The following is a 17,495-nucleotide window of genomic DNA, read 5'->3' on the forward strand; positions in this document are numbered from 1 at the left end:
GTATTAGGCACGCCGCCAGCGTTCGTCCTGAGCCAGGATCAAACTCTCCAATAAAGTGTTACTCATTGAAAAGAGCGATTAGCTCATGTTGAATCTGACTAATTTCTTAGTTTTCACTTGACGTGAAACCCGCTCACTCGTTGTTCAGTTTTCAAAGATCAACTTCGTTTTTAGCGTCGCTGCGTTCTCAGCAGCAACTCTTATAGTATATCATGTCCATTTCAGAAAAGCAACAACTTTTTTAAGCTTGTCTTTTCTAAAATCAACCAGCCGTTTGAAGCGGCGTTTAATCAATATATCAAATATTGCACCCAAATACAAATTGTAATTAATTCCAAATAAAAATACAGAAAAGGCCGGTCACCCCACGGGCGACCAGCCTTTAAAATACTTACTTATATTAATGACATTATTCTGCGCCAAGGAAAATGTAGCGGCAGAGGATCAAAACAGTCAGAATCCACATCAACCAGTGAATCTTAACTTTGTTCTTGTTAACCATGTTGCTGAATACAGCAAGAATTACGTAAGATACGATACCTGCCGAGATCCCGTTAGCAATACTTCCGGAGAACGGCATCAGGATAATGGTCAGGAATGCCGGGAATGCATACAGGAAATCGTCCCATTCAATCGACTTCACTTGACCCATCATCAATACACCAACTGTAATCAATGCCGGAGCCGTTGCAGCGGATGGAACTACTCCAGCCAGCGGCGCAATGAACAGAGCGCAGATGAACAGGATTCCCGTAGTTACGGAAGTCAGACCTGTACGTCCGCCTTCAGCAACGCCTGCCGTACTTTCCACGAAGGAAGTGATCGTACTTGTACCAAGCACAGCACCCGTACTAACGCCAACTGCGTCAACAAGCATCGCCTTACCGATCATCTTCTCGCCTTTTTCCTTATCCTTCATCAACCCGGCCCGTGTAGCCGTACCAACAAGTGTACCAAATGTATCGAACAACTCAACAAAGGTAAAGACGAATACAATTTCGAGCAAACCAAGCTTGAACGCACCTGCGATATCAAGTTTGCCGACTGCTAGGTCGCTCAGGTTAGGGAACCAAGTTGCATGCGACAAGCCGCTTACGTCAGTAACTCCCATCGGAATACCAATCAAAGTTGTTGCCACGATACCTATTAATAAAGCGCCTTTTACACGCATTGCCATCAGAATAGCAATCAGAATCAAACCGATTAATGTTAATTGGACATCATGACTATGAACAAAATCGCCAAAAGCAAAGTTAATGCTGCTGCCAGGAATCGTAACCGTTGCATCTTCAACTCCCGACAAGTTTGCGGCGATCAAATTACTCATTTTCAAACCGAGGCTTGCTACGAACAAACCGATACCCACCGTGATAGCGGCTTTAAGACTTTGTGGAACGGCAACGAGCAGCAATTGACGAACCTTCGTAATCGTGAGGATGATAAAAATGATACCGGAAATAAATACGGCCCCAAGGGCGGCTTGCCAAGTGATTTCTCCTCCAGAGCTAAGAACAACGGTCATGAAGTACGCATTAAGTCCCATACCAGGCGCAAGCGCGATCGGGATGTTAACGAATAATCCCATAATAATTGTAATCAGGCCCGCCCCTACCGTCGTTGCGAAGAAAACACCATCAGCAGGAATACCAGCTCCGTTTGGTCCAAGGAACAACGTGTTGACGAATAAAATATAGGCCATCGTCATAAATGTCGTAATACCCGCGATGATTTCAGTTTTTACATTTGTTCCGTGTTCCTTAAGCTTAAAGAACCGATCCATTGTTAAATTTCCCCCTTAAAAGTGCTTGTTCAAAAGCTATAGCTTAAAATAAGTCAGGAACGACAAAAAACCCGGGTTGTTACTAGCTTCCCAGGTCACTTGCTGAATAGAAGAAGCGCCGGGAGAATAGAATTCCAAGTCCGTACCCCGCATCTGGCGGATAAGGACATGATTCTATATATCGTCCGGAGTTATTGCCGGTGCGCCTCTTCTTTCCGTAGCCAGATCATTTACGGTGACCTCGTAGAAACTTCCGGGCCAATTCCCGGAATTATACGAAAAGCATATAGAAATTTGTCGATAGTTCCTGTAACAGCAGCTCTTTACTTGAAGATTTGCTACATGGACTATTCTAGGCGCGAACAATATTCTTGTCAACATGAAAAGCGAATGTTTTTGGATGTATTTCTTTTTAATGTTCGTGATTTGTCAAAAAATTAGTAATTTCTCCTATAGTATTGTTATATTATCCTGTATCCATACCACAAAATATTAGAATAAGACGATATGTTGTCATATTACATGGTCTAAGATGAGATCAAATACAACAAAAGGAGTGGTAAAAAATGGAACTATATATTTTGGAAAGCATTCGCACAAATAATTTTACAGACCCTGACATGTACTCAAAAATTACGGGGGTGTGGCAGAGCATACAAGCTCGGCCCGAGGTCGCGAACACGGTCATTTTCGGCGTATACCACAACTATGAGAGTAATTACAAAGGCGATTACGATCTTTCGATTGCTACCTCTTCCTTCAGTACAACTAACAAGCTCACTATATCTGAACAAGGTTATGAAATTTTCAAAGTAGACAGCTCCAAAGACAATGGTGTATTCGAAACCTGGCAGCAGATTTGGGCTTTAGAAGAAAACGGGGAGTTAGACAGAGCTTACACATTCGATTTTGAAAAATACGATATAAATGGAGAGATTGAAATCTATATTGCTATTAACAAAGCGTAACCACCTTAAATCTAGACAAGTGTCTAATTCCCTTTACCCTGTATAACTATCCAATACAAAACACTAATTGTGACTCTACCTCCCTCTTTTCAGGACAGAGTGTCTTGTTAAAGGTTAAATTCATGGATATCCCAATCAAAGCAGGCTTCTTTCGGCTAGGATAGTGTTAAGCTATGAAAATGTCTTTAGGACAGGGGGCAAATACGATTTTATGATGATCTTGGAAAGTATATTTGGAGAGACGATAACTTCTTTATTTCTTCCACCATCTATGAAAATCTCTATCCTGAAGGTTCCAAACTTGCCGATGGCAGAAAGTAAGTGATCTTATCAATATCAGTTCAAAATAACAAAACGATTAACCCTGCCCTCCTTTTTCTAACTATAAAAAAAGAGGTCAAGCAGGATACTTTCATTAATAATGATCCTGAGGGACAGACATCGTATTGAAAGCTAATTCTAATAAAATAATTATCATAAGCGTCAAGACTAAAGCAGCACGGTGTTGACATTATGGAAAAGAATAATATATTAGTGAAACAGTTAAGGGCTTTGGAATTAGTACAGAAAGCAATATATCATTGGCTACATTAAGTATTGATCCACTATCAACTGACAAAGAGTGTCCAAAAATGGACACTCTTTGTCATAATGTTTCATTGGTTCTTAGTTACCCTATCTTTAATTTCTTCCTTAAATGCTCTCATCTTTTTACCAAACTCAAACAATAAAGTCGTTAAAATAGTTTCGGAACACTACTTAAAAAGACCTGAGTTGTCAATTCATGAACGAACTTTTTTAATATTTGCTCTATTATCCTTATTGTTTTTTTGTAAAGGTATATTCTTGCCACCTGTTTAAGCGATATATACTGATATCAATGTACTTCTTGGCTCTGCCCCGTACTTCTTGATTTAGTCTGAAATCCTCGATTAACTCATTAATTTGGGCTATAAAAAAACTCCCTTTCATCTGGTAAATAACGCAGATAAAAGAGAGTAACTTTTATCATCCAATGGTTGCGGGTGCAATGGGAATTGCATTGCCTTAAACACTACAAACCCTTGTGACCAAGAATTCACGTCGTTTCAGATCATCATTTCTCTCAGTTTATTCCCACTCAATCGTAGCCGGTGGCTTCGAGGTAATGTCATACACAACGCGGTTGACATTCTCTACCTCGTTGACGATCCGTACCGAGATTTTCTCGAGCACATCCCAAGGGATACGCGCCCAGTCGGCGGTCATGCCGTCGATGGAGGTTACAGCGCGGATGCCGACGGTGTAGGAATAGGTGCGCTCGTCGCCCATGACACCTACACTCTTCATATTAGGCAGAGCGGTGAAGTATTGCCAGATTTCGCGGTCAAGGCCCGCATTGGCAATCTCTTCACGCAGGATATAATCGGAATCGCGAACGATCTTCAGTTTGTCTTCCGTTACATCGCTCAATACGCGAATGGCCAGACCTGGACCCGGGAACGGCTGTCTCCAGACGATTTCCTTAGGCAAGCCGCACTCTTCGCCAACTTTACGAACTTCATCCTTAAACAGCGCCTTCAGCGGTTCGACTAATTCGAACTTCATGTCTTCTGGCAAGCCGCCAACGTTGTGGTGAGACTTGATCGTCTGCGCCGTCGCCGTACCGCTCTCGACAATATCCGTATACAAAGTACCTTGAGCCAGGAACCTAAAGTCATCAAATTTGCTGGATTCTTCGTCAAATACGTAAATGAATTCGTTACCGATAATTTTACGCTTCTTCTCAGGATCATCCACTCCAGCCAGCTTCGAGAGGAATCGTTCGCGAGCATCAATCTTGACCACTTTCATATCGAACTTGCCAACAAAGGTCTCCATCACGCTCTCAGCTTCGCCTTTACGGAGCAAGCCGTGGTCGATGAACATACAAGTAAGCTGATCACCGATCGCTTTATGAATCAGCATGGCTACGACAGATGAATCTACCCCGCCGCTTAATGCGCACAGTACCTTCTTGTCGCCAACCTGGTTGCGAATATCTCGAATGGTATCCTCAATAAAGGTCTCCATGGACCAGTTGCCCTCGCACTTACAAACTTCATACAGGAAATTCTTAATCATCTCATTCCCGTGCAGGGAGTGACGAACCTCCGGATGGAACTGAACCCCGTACAATTCGCGCTCTTTATTAACGAAGGCAGCGATAGGTGCAGACCCTGTCCAACCCCCTAGTGTAAATCCTTCCGGCATTTGTGTAACATGATCCCCGTGGCTCATCCATAATGTCTGTTTTGTATCCAGACCCTTCACCAAAGCCAGATTAGGGTCAAAATCGACTTCAGATTTACCGTACTCACGTTTGTTCGCCCGCTCAACCTTGCCTCCAAGCTGTTGCGCCATCAATTGCATTCCGTAGCAGATTCCGAAAATCGGAACACCGATGTCATAAATAGCCGGATCGATATGTGGAGCATCTTCTGCATATACACTAGCCGGTCCGCCAGAGAACACGATGCCCTTCGGCGCCAGCTCGCGAAGACGCCCCACCGGGGTATTATATGGCAACAATTCGCTGTACACGCCCAGGTCGCGAATCCGTCTAGCGATTAGTTGGTTATATTGTCCTCCAAAATCCAGAACGACAATGATTTCATTTGGCTTATTCATAACTGGCCTCCCTCAATTAATGACAATAATTATACGCAACGACGAAAGATGTCGTCAAGGAAGATCATGAGGGAGATCGCGGTAACGATATGCCAAATCTCGGCATCTCCTCAAAAAATGCATACTTTCATGTCGCCCCAACCTGACCCTTCCATAATAGAGGTTTTCCCAGTTCATTATAAAATCATCCAATTCGGTATAATTTTCTCTGTTCCCAGCTTGCACCAAAGTCATGTACTCCCGTGCGGTCATAGCTTGTGGCTTAAGGCCAAAGCATCGATATAACTGACGCCAGACGATATCGGCTGCCAATAGCAATTCATCGGAACCAGGAAATTGTCGGCGCGGCTTAAGGAGATAGAGACTCAACAAAAGCGCGTTCCAGCAAAATAGCTCCCGACGATAACTCCAGAGCAACCAGACGACAGCGGGTATACTGCACAGCACAATGGTCCACATGAGCAGATTCGGCGCAATCCTGATCCAGAGCATATGGGCCGCCATAGACAGCCCTTGCTTCATTTGGTGTGCAATCCGGACTGCTTGTTCCATGATTAAACCCATATCAAGTTCAGAAGACGTCTCTGCGATATTCTCCTGGCCAAATACGGATAAGCTCTCAAAGCCTGGCGTTGGATCAAAGGGCACCCAGCCTAGCCCAGGAAAATAAACTTCTACCCAAGAATGAGCATCCGAATAGGCAACGTCATACTGATTACTAGTTGTCGCTATAAGTTCCCCGGGTGCGAAGCCTTTGACCCATCTGGCGGGCACCCCTCCACTTCGCAGCAAGACGGTCATCGCCGTCGAGAAATGATCACAATACCCGCTTTGGCTCTCGAATAGAAAATCATCCACAAAGTCATGACCGGATGGGGGGAGCGACGTATTAAGATTGTACGTATAGTTGTTCTGTAAATAGTTCATAACCGCAGTAACTGACTCATACCGGTTCGAGCCCTGCCCGACCAGTTCGGTCCCCAGACTCCTAACGCGTAACGGCAATTGCTGAGGCAATTGCAGCGACTGCTGTATGGTTGCCTCTTCTCCAGGATCGGCGATACCCCCAGCTTGCTTCAATTGATCCAACGTATATTGCTGCGGCTGTACCCTTACTTTATAGCCATACAGCTTCTCATTTCGCTCCAATTTGCTAAAGGCCGCATTCGAGGATGAATCGTATAAGATACCGCTGTCGGCCTTCTCCTCCAGATTCTCATCGACATATAAACGTCCGGTTCCCGTGGGCAGGCCGCCCGTAAACAGAGGAATATCCCTGCTCTCCGGCTTAGAGAATATAACAGTCTGTTCAAAAATAGCTCCCGCCTCGCTCGTCTCTCCGGCCTGGGCACCGCTAGAAGCCGGGATTGCGGGGGCATCCCCCACATTTTCAAGCAAAATTCGGTCTGTACCGGACTCCAGCCAGCCTTGTCCCGTATATACATTTTTACTCTCGCCGCGCCAATATGTACGATAGGGCGAGAAAGCCGTAAAGTATCTTTCATGCCGAAGGCTCAGAGCAGACCCCAAAGTGGAATCATCCTGGCCATATCCAGACATCTTATACGCCTGGGTTTGTCTTTCCCCGAGCCGTTCGCCATTCCAATTCTCCCAGGCCCGGATCACCTCATTCCAGGCGATCTCTCTTACGGGCTTCACGGGCATGCGGATAGTAAGAAAGGCTGTCCCTAACAAGCCTGCCAATAAAAAAACAGCACTAACTGCGAGCCAAATCCGCTCCATTCCTCTTGTTCGCAGCTGACCTGCAAGATTCCGATGTCCTTCCGCTCCTAAAACCTGCATTGGCATTCGCCATGAATGGCGCAATGGCTTTGTCTCTGGGAAGGACAGACCCCCCGTTATAATCTGCAGTCTTTGCCTGAACAGGACTAGCTGCAAAAGCAGCCCCCAGCATAGAGTGCGGACAAGGCCAGCATATATATTCAGTTCACCGGCTATTTCAAGCGCCAGCAAGTAAACAATCGATGCTACGAAGAACAACATCGCGCTCTGCCTGCCAAAGGCCAATATTTGCACGGAGGATACCAACAGTGTCCAGCCGATAAGAAGCAGCAGAGCACGCGTCTCGATGCTTACCTCGTATAACCGGCCTGATTGGACAATATCTGTAAGATCATTTCCCAGCAGCTGAGCATAGCTGGAGAACCATCTTCCCCCGCTTCCCACCCCATACAGGAAGTACAGAGACGCACTGACCAGCAAAGGGTATAAGCCAAACAGCAGGCCCTTTGGCAAGTTCAGGCAGCCGATGAACAACAGTGCACCTGTGAGCATCATAAACAGAGTGATGACACGATAATGATCATCACCGATCAACTTCTGCAGCGGAAATAGCCATTCCGAGAACAACGCAAATAGCAGCAGGGAGATCACACTTCTGTTCACCACTAATTGGCGGAATGAAGCAGGGCCTCCTGCCTGTAATGGTGCAGCGAACACCGTCAGGTTATCCCCTCTGACCCTTCCTTCCAGATTAGGCGCTGGCATGTCCGTCCCCCCTGTCATTAGCTTTCGCGGACACCCATGAAGCCAGGTCAACGTAAGGGATGCCCACACGCTGCAGTCGGGCTAACCACGTTCCACGCTCCGCCTCACTGCTAGGTATCGAAGACCAGATCTCTAGTTTCACGCCCGACTCCGCCAGTTGCGTAGCTACAGATACCAGCTCGGAAGTCACTCTTCCCGTGATCAGGGTATGGATCACCCCAACACGGGAAGTCATCGCGTCAACGGGAATGACAAGACGGGAAGCCGAACGATCGGTTCTAACTCCTGCCAACAGATCAAGCCCTTGCCGAAGCCCCTGAAGGGTGGAGACGATGATCGCTTCGGCGGATGCTCCATAACGAAGCTCTATCTCACTGCCACTGGCTTCTCGATCAGACATCTCGGCTGTCTCGTTGCGAAGAAGGTCCGCAGCTGCTTGAACGGCCAGCTCAAAATTAGCCCGTACCGGAACCACCGGACGGCCCTGCTGCGCTTCAGGCTCATACGCGATATGCCGAGTATCCAGCCATAAGCAGCGAGTTTCCTTCCCCCTCACATCTGGAATCCGGGCCAGCAGCGTGCCCGTCCTCGCGGAGCCCTTCCAATAAATGCGATGGAGTGGATCGCCTGGCAAATATTCACGAATACGCGCTATAGATGAACTTGTCTCCATATTTCTAAGAATTGCACCTGAGGTCATCTCCTCATCACCAACGGGATGTACCTCTTTGCCAGGGTAAGCAGCCAGACGCGAAGGGTGAACATAAATGGTATCGTCCATGACAATCCTTCGTGTCCGTTTGAAGTAACCCAGCGGGTCACCATAACTTACGTACACCGCTTCTGTTCCGTAAACTCCTCGCCGTGGGTTCGTTATTACATATTTTACGGTGTGCTGCCTGCGAAGCCCGCTTAGCAGCAAGCTCCCATTTTCGTATTCTTGATCCGGATCCATCCGTTCAGCTTGCATCGCCAGCTTGTCCCTTATAAGCAGCCAGGGGACGGGAATTCCCCCCGCAGCCTTAATACGCAAAGTCACTTCTATAGGCTCCCCAGCCTCTGGTTGTAGAGGCAGCCAGGAGCGTTCTATCTTAACGGAGCGTGGTCCCAATAATAGAATGACCACTCCCTGAAATATCAGCAAGCCAAGCAGCAGGCATAAAAAAAGCAGCGTTGCTCCTCCCCGCCAAATGTACAGTGCGACCAGCAGTCCAGCCGCCAGTGCATACCATAACCCATTCCAAGCCCTTTCCCTCATGACGGGACACCCGGAGCACGATGAAATACAGGAACCGGTATGCCATTTAATAGGTCAGCGATGACCTGATGGGGATTCAGCCCGGAGATTCTTGCTTCGCTATTCAGCATGATTCGATGTGCTAATACAGCTTCCGCTACCTGCTTGGCATCATCAGGGACCACATAGGTTCGTCCTTGGCAGAAAGCCATAGCCTGGCTCGCTCCCAGCCAGGAGAGCGTGCCCCGCGGGCTAATGCCCAGCGAGATCTGCGGATGACGCCGGGATTTATCCGCCACTTCTACCAAATATCGCTTGATTCTATCATCCACGAGCACCATTCTGACATGGCGCTGGATCGCCATCATCTCTTCCGGCAGCAATATTGGCTTTACCACTGCTGCCTGCGGGTCGCTGAAGCGCCCCAGCATCTCTATTTCTTGCTCCGGTGCCGGGTAGCCAAGAGACAACCTCATTAGGAAACGGTCTAATTGAGCCTCCGGCAACCGATAGGTTCCCTCATATTCCAACGGATTCTGCGTTGCGAATAGCAAAAAAGGCTCAGGCAGGGGACGGGTAATCCCGTCTACCGTTACCTTTCGCTCCTCCATCGCCTCAAGCAACGCGGATTGAGTCCGCGGAGCGGCCCGGTTTAATTCATCAGCAAGCACGATGTTGGCATGAATCGGCCCCTGCTTGAACTCGAAATATCCGGATTGCGGATGATACACCGTTACCCCGGTGACATCGGCAGGCATCAGGTCGGACGTGAACTGAATCCGTCCGAAGGTACCGCCTACGCAGCTCGCCAATGTTCTGACCAGCATCGTCTTCCCAACCCCGGGCACATCCTCCAGCAATACATGCCCGCCGCATAACATCGATACGAGAATAAGTTCAATTTCCTTTCTTTTACCGACAATGACACGTTCCACCCGGTTCACCAGGCGCTCAAGCAGCTCTTGAGCCAGTTCTTGATTCATCTCTACTATTCCTCCATTTCCGGCGATTCAATCTATCAACCAGTATCGCCAGAATCTAGCAGGAATAGACCTATAAAGTATAGTTAACCAGTCGTCCCTAGCCTCGTCTAATTGAAGCGTTTTGAAAAAAACGCACAACGGAAGCATAGGCCTTAGTGCTGATAACCAGCCTTTTGGAACGAACCCCTTAAGAGAGGAACGCTTCATCTGGCCCTTACAAGCCGTTCCTCGGTGGTAGAGGAAGTGGAGAGAATCGGATGTCCTGTCGCCTCGAGAATGGAGCGCAGCGGTACCCAAATGGCTCCGTTCTTTCTCGTAATTGAGATAGATTGAGCCTTCTCATTGCCATCGGCCAAATCGGACTCGGTCATGATCACATTTTCTATCGTATCGATAATAACCTTAGATTCTCCCCAGGTAATGACGGCGCTGCGATTCGGATGATCCCAGACCACTTTGGCCCCCAGGCGCTCCATCACTGCCCGCAGCGGAACCTGGTATTGCTCTCCCTGTAAGTCGTACTCCCCGGCGGCCAGCTTCGTCTGTACGCCACCAGCCTCTACATACAGCGGCAATCCGGGAGCGAACAAGGATGCGTTTGGCACAATATGACTATCAATCCAGGCCTGGGATGGGGCAGATCGCGTTGTACGCTTCATCTTGTCGGAGATCGAAAAATGCACGGACGGCTGCTCTGCTGACAGCGTGCGGAACATGTACCCTTGTTTTTTGTAGAAATCGATAATTCCTGGAAGCGCCTTGACCGTCTCCGCGTGTCCCGCCCCGTCATGCATCAGTACAATCATCTGATTCTTCAATTTATCCGGAGTACTGTTTCGTAAAATTTCCGCAGCCGGTACGCCCTTTCGCTTGGAGTCCCCGCTGTCCACGTCCCAATCAAATATTTTATAGCCGGCCTGCTCCATTAAATCAAAATAGGTCTTGTCAAAATGATCATAGGTACCGCCTGGGGCTCGAACCAGCTCGGGACGTACTCCGGTAATCTGGCGCAGCACTTCCTCTGTCTCCTTAATCTGGCCCCAGAATACATTGAAGCTCTTGTACAGCTCGCTGTATTCATGATTATAAGTATGATTGCCAATCGTATGACCTGCCTCAACAATCCGTGTAATAACCTCTGGCATTTTCTTGGCGTTCCCCCCCAGGACAAAAAAAGTAGCGGGAACATTTTCTTTTTTCAAAATTTTTAGCACTTGATCGGTTAAATTACTGGGCCCGTCATCAAAGGTAAGATAGACAACCTTGTCTGCCTTATCGGATTGAGTCATCGCAGCCGGCGTCCCAGCGGTCAGCGTCACCGCTCCGGCAACCGCTTTATCTGAATCCAGTCCTGATAAATCCGACTCTATACTTGAGCTGTTATTTACAGCAGGCGCTGCTTGCCGCGACTGTGTAATCTGCTCTTCATGAGCCTTATCCAGCGCTGCTTCCCCTGCCCCAGCCACCGTCTGTTCCGGTGTAATCCTGCTCTCCAAGGCCCCGACCTGTTTGGAGGAATAGGCCGAAGCCTCCATAATCCCCGCCTCCCGGGAGATGAAGAGCGAGCTTACCGCAAATACCAGCACTACAAAAAGGATTGGAATCATCACAAGACTGGAAATGAATCTTCTTTTCATTTATTTCTACCTCCGCCGTTTATATGAATCATTTTGCATCTGGTAGATTGTATGTCGGGAAGTATAGAAATAGACTTCTTCAATGAATCCTGGTAAAAGGATCATTCAAGAAGTCTATCGCTGTCACACGAAGTAATCCGGTGAAGTTCCTGTTAGGAGTTGAAATTCTCGTCTTTCGCGGACTTTCGATTCGTTATTTTATATGCAAGGCCAATGCAGGCTGGGATCAAGACAGGTAAAATAATCAAGCTTAAGAGCAATAACCCTGTGATCACGACAATTGCTATTTCGATAAGTGACAATACCCCCGAAGGCATTAAGGCTGCGAAGGTCCCGCTCAATATGATCGCTGCAGAGATAACTATGCCACCTATATGAATTGCTGAGTCCGTTATTTTTCTATCCGGTGAACCCTCGGTTTCCCGATACCGCATCATCAAAAATATGCTGTAATCAACGCCTAAAGCGATAAGCATGACAAAGGAGAAGAACGGTATATTCCAGCCCATTTCGGAAACGCCCAGGAACTTGTCAGTAATCCATTCGCCGATTCCAAGCGACATCCCGTAAGTTAATACCAGTGAGCCAATAATTAGAAGCGGCTGCCAGATGGAGCGTGTGATTAAAATAAGAACCAGGCCGATCCCCACCAGCATAATTACAGCTGTACGGCTGAAGTCGCTTTTGGAGAGATCCCGCAAATCCAAGTTTTGCGAGGTTTTACCACCAATCGCGATATGAGCATCACTTAATTCTGTTCCCTGAACAGCAGATTGAACCTGCTTATCCAGCTTCTCTACCATGTCCATAGCTTCCTCTGTAAAAGGATTTACATCTAGAATGATGAGAACTTTGGTGCTCTTCCGATCCCTGGACATAAACATGTCTAGCGATTGCTGGAACTCTTCCCCTTCCATGACCTCTCGAGGGATATATAATTTGCGGGATGCCTCCGATTCCCCCAGATCACGCAAATATTTATTGGCATCATCAAGCCCCGAATGAATCTGCTTCAAGCCTTCTGTACTATCCGATAATCCCGATTTCAATTGATCCAGCTTGCCCGTTAAATCATCCAATCCAGTCAGCATTTGCTGTTGTCCTTCACTGATTTGCCCGAGTCCGGTTTCAAGCAGGGAGGTTTTATCCGATATTTCCGCTGCGCCTGTTGCGCCCGCTGTAACCCCGGCCTCCAGTTCTGAAGCAGCTCCTTGCAATTGTGCCGCACCTTGTTGTATCTGCGACAAAGCACCATTAACCTGTGTCAGAGATGTATTGGCTTGCTTGAAAGCATCCATCGCTGATTCATATTGGGGGGTCAATTGCTTCAGTTCCTCTGTGAATTGGGTTAACTGCTGCTTCGCGCTCGCGGCAACGGCGAGTGTGCTTTGCACATCCCCATCTTTGGCGAGCTCAGGCTTTTCCTGAAGCAGATGATTCATCGACTGTTCTATCATTTCAAATCCCTGCTTTGCGCCATCGATCGCTTGACGAATGGACGCAAATTTATCGCCGAAGCTTCCTAATCCGTTGGCTAATTGAACATAGCTCTCATGCAATTGATTGGCTCCCTTGGCAAGAGTCGTCATTTGTTCATTTAATAATGCCAGCCCTGCCTTTAGCTTGCCAGCGCCTGCGGCTCCATTTTGAAGTCCAGACGATAACTGAGTCAATGCTTCTCCTAATTGGTCTGCACCCTCTTTTACGGCCTCAGTTCCGTCCGCCAGTTTCTGCACCTCGTCCATTCGAGCTGAGTCGGTACTGAGCTGTGACTCGGCCGTAGATAATCCACCCGATATTTTGCCAATCCCATTTTTGGCCTCATCAATCCCACTGTTCAGCTGCTGACTTTGGTCGTCAATATACAGCTCATCGATTTTCTCACCCATCGGCCGGGTCACCGAATAAACCTTTGAAATCCCATCGACCTTGGATATTTTATCTACAATCTCATCAAGAGCTTGCAAGCTTTGCGGATCCTCCAGGGAATGCTCTGATTGAATGACAAGATTAACCGGCGAGGAAAATCCCGCTGGAAAGTGATCCTCAATCACAGTAATCCCCTGCTTGGAGGCATACGAGTCATCCACCTCAAGAAGATCGTTGTAGCTGAACGAATTACTGTAAGTCAAAATACATGGGATGCTAATCATCGCAACAATCACAATGCTTGCGACGGGACGCAATACAGAGTTTTTAGCCAGAAAGCCCCATAGGCGATTTTCACCGTGACCCTTAAACGTTTTGATCGGCCAGAACATTTTTTTGCCGAGCAGCGCCATAAAAAACGGATTTAACGAATTCAGCGCGAGCAATAACACAGCGATTCCAATCGCTACGGCGGAAGCAGAACGATACACTTTGAACTCGGCCAGGATCAGGGTGATAAAACCGATGAACACCGCTGCACCACTGTACATAACCGTTTTCCCTGCTGTTTTAAAGGTCGCTTTGACAGCCGCTAATACATTATCCGCAACGCTTAATTCTTCCTTGAATCTGGAATAGAGCAATATGTTATAGTCCGTCCCTATACCGAACAGCACGATAACAATGAACACCTGAGTAAAATTAGAAAACGGATAATTCAATTGCTCAACCAGATTCCCGACGATCGACATCGACACCAAATACGACACACCGACGGTCAGCAGTGAAATGAGAGGAACAATCGGCGAGCGAAAGACAGCGATTAATACTATTAAAATAAAAATGATGGCAATCAGCTCTGTTTTCTTAACCCCTGCCTGAACCGATTGGACAAAGTCCTCGATAATAACGGCGTTACCCGTCAAATAGGATTCCACATGATCTACTTGCAGGTATTTATCCAGCATCGTCTTCACTTCATTGATCGTATGATCCTGCTTGTTCACACCGATTTGCACCAGCATCGTCGTCCGGTCTTTGGAGACAAGCTGTTCCACCATCTGCTTATTATTAAATGGAGACAGAATCTCCTGAATGCCTAGTTGATCTTGATCTATAGTTAATCGTGTAACCGCCTGTTCAATAGCGTTTCGCTGGTCTTGGGACAATGGCGCCTCGCTCCCGCTATGAAACACTGCGATGAGATCATACTTCTCCTGCCCCGTATCAGTCATCTCGCGAGTCAAAACCTTGGCAATCTCACTTTGAGTCGTATCCGGTATGCTCACCTGCCCCTTTTCACGGATCAACCCATTCAAATCAGGCATCATCGCTATAGATATAACCGCAACTATAATCCATGCCATAAGTGTTCCTGTACGCCAATTCAGTATTTTTCTCAATCTCTCCATCTCCTTCTGGGAAACATTACGGAGTGAACGTTCATTCCGTTTTCCTTTTAGTTTATAGGGAATGAATATTCATTCCGTTTATAGTAAAGCTATAGAATCAATTGATTCTAATAGCGTTCCAGCAGCATTCCTCAATTCCGTCAAGCAATTCCTCAGTCCATTGAAGAACACCATATTGTATCAGTTTATTCAATTGAGAATAGGCCCCGTATACAATGGCGATTAGTCCTTGCGTTGGGAAGTGGTCCACAATAATCCCCTGCTCCCTGCCTTTATCAAGAAACTGGCTCAAAAAATTCAGAAAGCTTCGGAACATCTCCCGACTCTGATCTGTGAGATAATGCCCCGTACAATGCGACTCAATAAATGTGACCAAGTAAACATCCTGCTTCGTAAGTTCAATCATTTTTTGAAAAATATGATGAAATTGCTCCCGCAGATCAGTGCTGCTATACGGAAAATTCTCTTTAATTTTATTTAAGAAGCTCTCTAGGCATGATTGGAACAGTTCATTAACCAATTGTTCTTTATTCTCAAAATATCGGTAAATCGTGCCTGCCCCCACTTGAGCCTTCTCCGCAATCATCGGTATGGTTGTTCCATCATAACCACGCTCTGAGAACAGAGCCAAGGAGGCATCCATGATATCTTTCTGCTTTTGATTGGACATGTTTTCACCTCATCCATTCGGAATGAATGTTCATTCCGGTATTTTACGCCTATTATAGGCTTAACCTTTTAGATTTTCAAGCTTTGAGCTTTAAAGGCTTGTTTCTTTTATTGCCTCCAGAACCAGCTCTACATGCCCCTTCACCCTGATTCCGCGCCATTCGCGGACCAATCGTCCTTCTTCATCAATTAGAAAGGTAGAGCGTACGATCCCCTCATATTCACGGCCATACATCTTCTTAAGCTGCCATACGCCGAACATCCGACAGACCTCATGATCTGCATCCGATAGCAGTAGAAACGGAAGGTTCTGCTTCTCCACAAAGCGGTCATGCGACTTCACCGGGTCCCCACTAATACCGAGCACAACCGCATCTCGCTCGCTAATAGCACTATAATTGTCGCGAAAATCACAAGCCTCTTGAGTACAAGCTGTAGTCATGTCCTTCGGATAGAAATAGATTACAACCTTCTGTCCGCGGAACTGACTTAAGCTGACTTCTTTGCCCCCGTTAGCGGGAAGGGTGAAATCCGGAACAGGTTGTCCAAGTTCAACTGATTGCCGATTCATAAGAAAATCCTCCTAAAAGAATACTAACTCACATAAATTGATTGTAACTCTAAAAAAAATTATAATGGTTAAAGTACTGCCATCAAAATGAACTCATCGTTTTTTCTGAAAGGAACGAAATTTATATGACAAAACGAACTAAGCGAACCATCCTCTGGTCGCTGCTCGCGGTCCTGGTCATCGTTGTCGGATTTTTGGCTTATTATTTCACCGCGATTTATAACCAGGTAGACCACTTCCAGAAGACCGGCGAAGATTCTCCATTTTATCAGGTTAAACCGACGGAGACAACCAAGACCCCGGAACCGCCAAAATGGGAAGGCACCGACCGAGTGAATATTCTGCTCATGGGTGTTGACGCACGTGGTCTCAAAAAAGGCGAAGTTCCACGTTCCGATACCATGCTGGTAGCCTCGCTTGATCCGGTAACCAAACGCGGGTACTTATTCTCGATCATGCGGGACACCTATGTCAAGGTCCCTGAATATGGCATGAATCGAATTAATACGGCGATTACTCATGGCCCGAACACAGCCATGAAGACGGTCTCCGACTTACTAGGCATTCCAATTCAATATTATGTATATACCGACTTTCAAGGATTCATCGAGCTGGTGGACGCCATCGGCGGGGTGGATTTCTATGTAGAGAAAGATATGCATTATACAAGCAAAGCGGATAATCATGAATACGATATCGATTTGAAGCAAGGACAACAGCATCTGGATGGCAAAACAGCGCTGCAATACGTCCGTTTTCGGCATGATGCGCTCTCGGACTTCAGCCGTACAGAACGGCAACGTAATTTTTTGACAGCTGTGGCCAATAAAATGATCTCGACGACCTCCTTGCTCAAGCTGCCGTCCATTCTGGAGAAAGTCAATCCATATATCGATACGAACCTGACGATTAACGATATGTGGAAGCTGGCCAATTTAGGCTATTCCAGCAAAATGATGGCCAGTGAGCAAATCCCGCCAATGAGCCTGCTGATCGAGAAGAGTGTTGGCGGAGCCGACGTGTTGGGCGTTAAGAGTGATGAAGAGCTCAAGGCTTATGTCCAGGAAGTATTCAATCGAACGGAAGACACCTCTACAGATGAGCAAAACAGCGGGAATGACAGCAATTCTACGACGAACGGCGGCAGTAGCGCGCCGAAGATTAAGAATGAAGCTGCGGATACTTCCAGCGGGCCTTGAGCCTGAGGAGACG

The 17,495-nt window shown here is 47.0% G+C and carries 11 protein-coding genes and 1 riboswitch; of the genes, 2 read left to right on the forward strand and 9 right to left on the reverse strand.

What is annotated here, in order from left to right:
• Positions 1-409: 409 nt before the first annotated feature.
• Complete coding sequence (locus DMN77_RS18865; RefSeq protein WP_179016009.1) at positions 410-1,780, reverse strand: NCS2 family permease; 1,371 nt, start codon at positions 1,778-1,780, stop codon at positions 410-412.
• 198 nt (positions 1,781-1,978) lie between these two features.
• A riboswitch (purine riboswitch) is annotated at positions 1,979-2,079 on the reverse strand.
• 267 nt (positions 2,080-2,346) lie between these two features.
• On the opposite strand from DMN77_RS18865, the gene DMN77_RS18870 reads away from it, so the two are divergent.
• Entirely contained in the window at positions 2,347-2,748 is a 402-nt protein-coding gene (locus tag DMN77_RS18870; RefSeq protein ID WP_179016010.1) for a GyrI-like domain-containing protein, read from the forward strand.
• A 1,110-nt stretch (positions 2,749-3,858) separates the two neighbouring features.
• Here DMN77_RS18870 and guaA read toward each other — a convergent pair.
• The 8 genes from guaA to bcp form a co-directional block, all read right to left on the reverse strand.
• Positions 3,859-5,397 (reverse strand): glutamine-hydrolyzing GMP synthase, encoded by a 1,539-nt coding sequence (guaA, locus tag DMN77_RS18875; protein ID WP_179016011.1) that lies wholly within the window; start codon positions 5,395-5,397, stop codon positions 3,859-3,861.
• 54 nt (positions 5,398-5,451) lie between these two features.
• Positions 5,452-7,905, reverse strand: a complete 2,454-nt coding sequence (locus tag DMN77_RS18880) for a transglutaminase-like domain-containing protein (RefSeq protein WP_179016012.1) — start codon at positions 7,903-7,905, stop codon at positions 5,452-5,454.
• Positions 7,892-9,163, reverse strand: coding sequence for a DUF58 domain-containing protein (locus tag DMN77_RS18885; RefSeq protein WP_179016013.1), 1,272 nt, complete (start codon positions 9,161-9,163; stop codon positions 7,892-7,894). The genes DMN77_RS18880 and DMN77_RS18885 overlap by 14 nt, the downstream gene beginning before the upstream one ends.
• Positions 9,160-10,125 (reverse strand): AAA family ATPase, encoded by a 966-nt coding sequence (locus tag DMN77_RS18890; RefSeq protein ID WP_179016014.1) that lies wholly within the window; start codon positions 10,123-10,125, stop codon positions 9,160-9,162. The genes DMN77_RS18885 and DMN77_RS18890 overlap by 4 nt, the downstream gene beginning before the upstream one ends.
• A 203-nt stretch (positions 10,126-10,328) precedes the next feature.
• Positions 10,329-11,762 carry a polysaccharide deacetylase gene (locus DMN77_RS18895; protein WP_256872491.1) on the reverse strand — a complete coding sequence of 478 codons (1,434 nt, stop codon included), beginning with the start codon at positions 11,760-11,762 and terminating at the stop codon, positions 10,329-10,331.
• A 152-nt stretch (positions 11,763-11,914) separates the two neighbouring features.
• Positions 11,915-15,034 (reverse strand): MMPL family transporter, encoded by a 3,120-nt coding sequence (locus DMN77_RS18900; RefSeq protein ID WP_179016015.1) that lies wholly within the window; start codon positions 15,032-15,034, stop codon positions 11,915-11,917.
• Positions 15,035-15,140: 106 nt separating this feature from the next.
• Positions 15,141-15,713 (reverse strand): TetR/AcrR family transcriptional regulator, encoded by a 573-nt coding sequence (locus DMN77_RS18905; protein WP_068779733.1) that lies wholly within the window; start codon positions 15,711-15,713, stop codon positions 15,141-15,143.
• 90 nt (positions 15,714-15,803) lie between these two features.
• Entirely contained in the window at positions 15,804-16,283 is a 480-nt protein-coding gene (gene bcp / locus DMN77_RS18910) for a thioredoxin-dependent thiol peroxidase (RefSeq protein WP_068779732.1), read from the reverse strand.
• Positions 16,284-16,408: 125 nt separating this feature from the next.
• On the opposite strand from bcp, the gene DMN77_RS18915 reads away from it, so the two are divergent.
• The gene (locus DMN77_RS18915) at positions 16,409-17,482 is read left to right on the forward strand and encodes an LCP family protein (RefSeq protein WP_068779731.1); all 1,074 of its coding nucleotides are present in this window, start codon (positions 16,409-16,411) and stop codon (positions 17,480-17,482) included.
• Positions 17,483-17,495 lie beyond the last annotated feature (13 nt).

Origin of the sequence: Paenibacillus sp. 79R4, assembly GCF_013393165.1 — a bacterium.
Taxonomy (GTDB): Bacteria; Bacillota; Bacilli; order Paenibacillales; family Paenibacillaceae; genus Fontibacillus.

Excerpts from the sequence above, each read along its gene's own strand:
- DMN77_RS18880 (WP_179016012.1), bottom strand. The coding sequence starts at position 7,905 with ATGCCAGCGCCTAATCTGGAAGGAAGGGTCAGAGGGGATAACCTGACG.
- DMN77_RS18915 (WP_068779731.1), top strand. The coding sequence starts at position 16,409 with ATGACAAAACGAACTAAGCGAACCATCCTCTGGTCGCTGCTCGCGGTC.
- DMN77_RS18885 (WP_179016013.1), bottom strand. The coding sequence starts at position 9,163 with ATGAGGGAAAGGGCTTGGAATGGGTTATGGTATGCACTGGCGGCTGGA.
- DMN77_RS18895 (WP_256872491.1), bottom strand. The coding sequence starts at position 11,762 with ATGAAAAGAAGATTCATTTCCAGTCTTGTGATGATTCCAATCCTTTTT.
- DMN77_RS18870 (WP_179016010.1), top strand. The coding sequence starts at position 2,347 with ATGGAACTATATATTTTGGAAAGCATTCGCACAAATAATTTTACAGAC.
- guaA (WP_179016011.1), bottom strand. The coding sequence starts at position 5,397 with ATGAATAAGCCAAATGAAATCATTGTCGTTCTGGATTTTGGAGGACAA.
- DMN77_RS18890 (WP_179016014.1), bottom strand. The coding sequence starts at position 10,125 with ATGAATCAAGAACTGGCTCAAGAGCTGCTTGAGCGCCTGGTGAACCGG.
- DMN77_RS18905 (WP_068779733.1), bottom strand. The coding sequence starts at position 15,713 with ATGTCCAATCAAAAGCAGAAAGATATCATGGATGCCTCCTTGGCTCTG.
- DMN77_RS18865 (WP_179016009.1), bottom strand. The coding sequence starts at position 1,780 with ATGGATCGGTTCTTTAAGCTTAAGGAACACGGAACAAATGTAAAAACT.
- bcp (WP_068779732.1), bottom strand. The coding sequence starts at position 16,283 with ATGAATCGGCAATCAGTTGAACTTGGACAACCTGTTCCGGATTTCACC.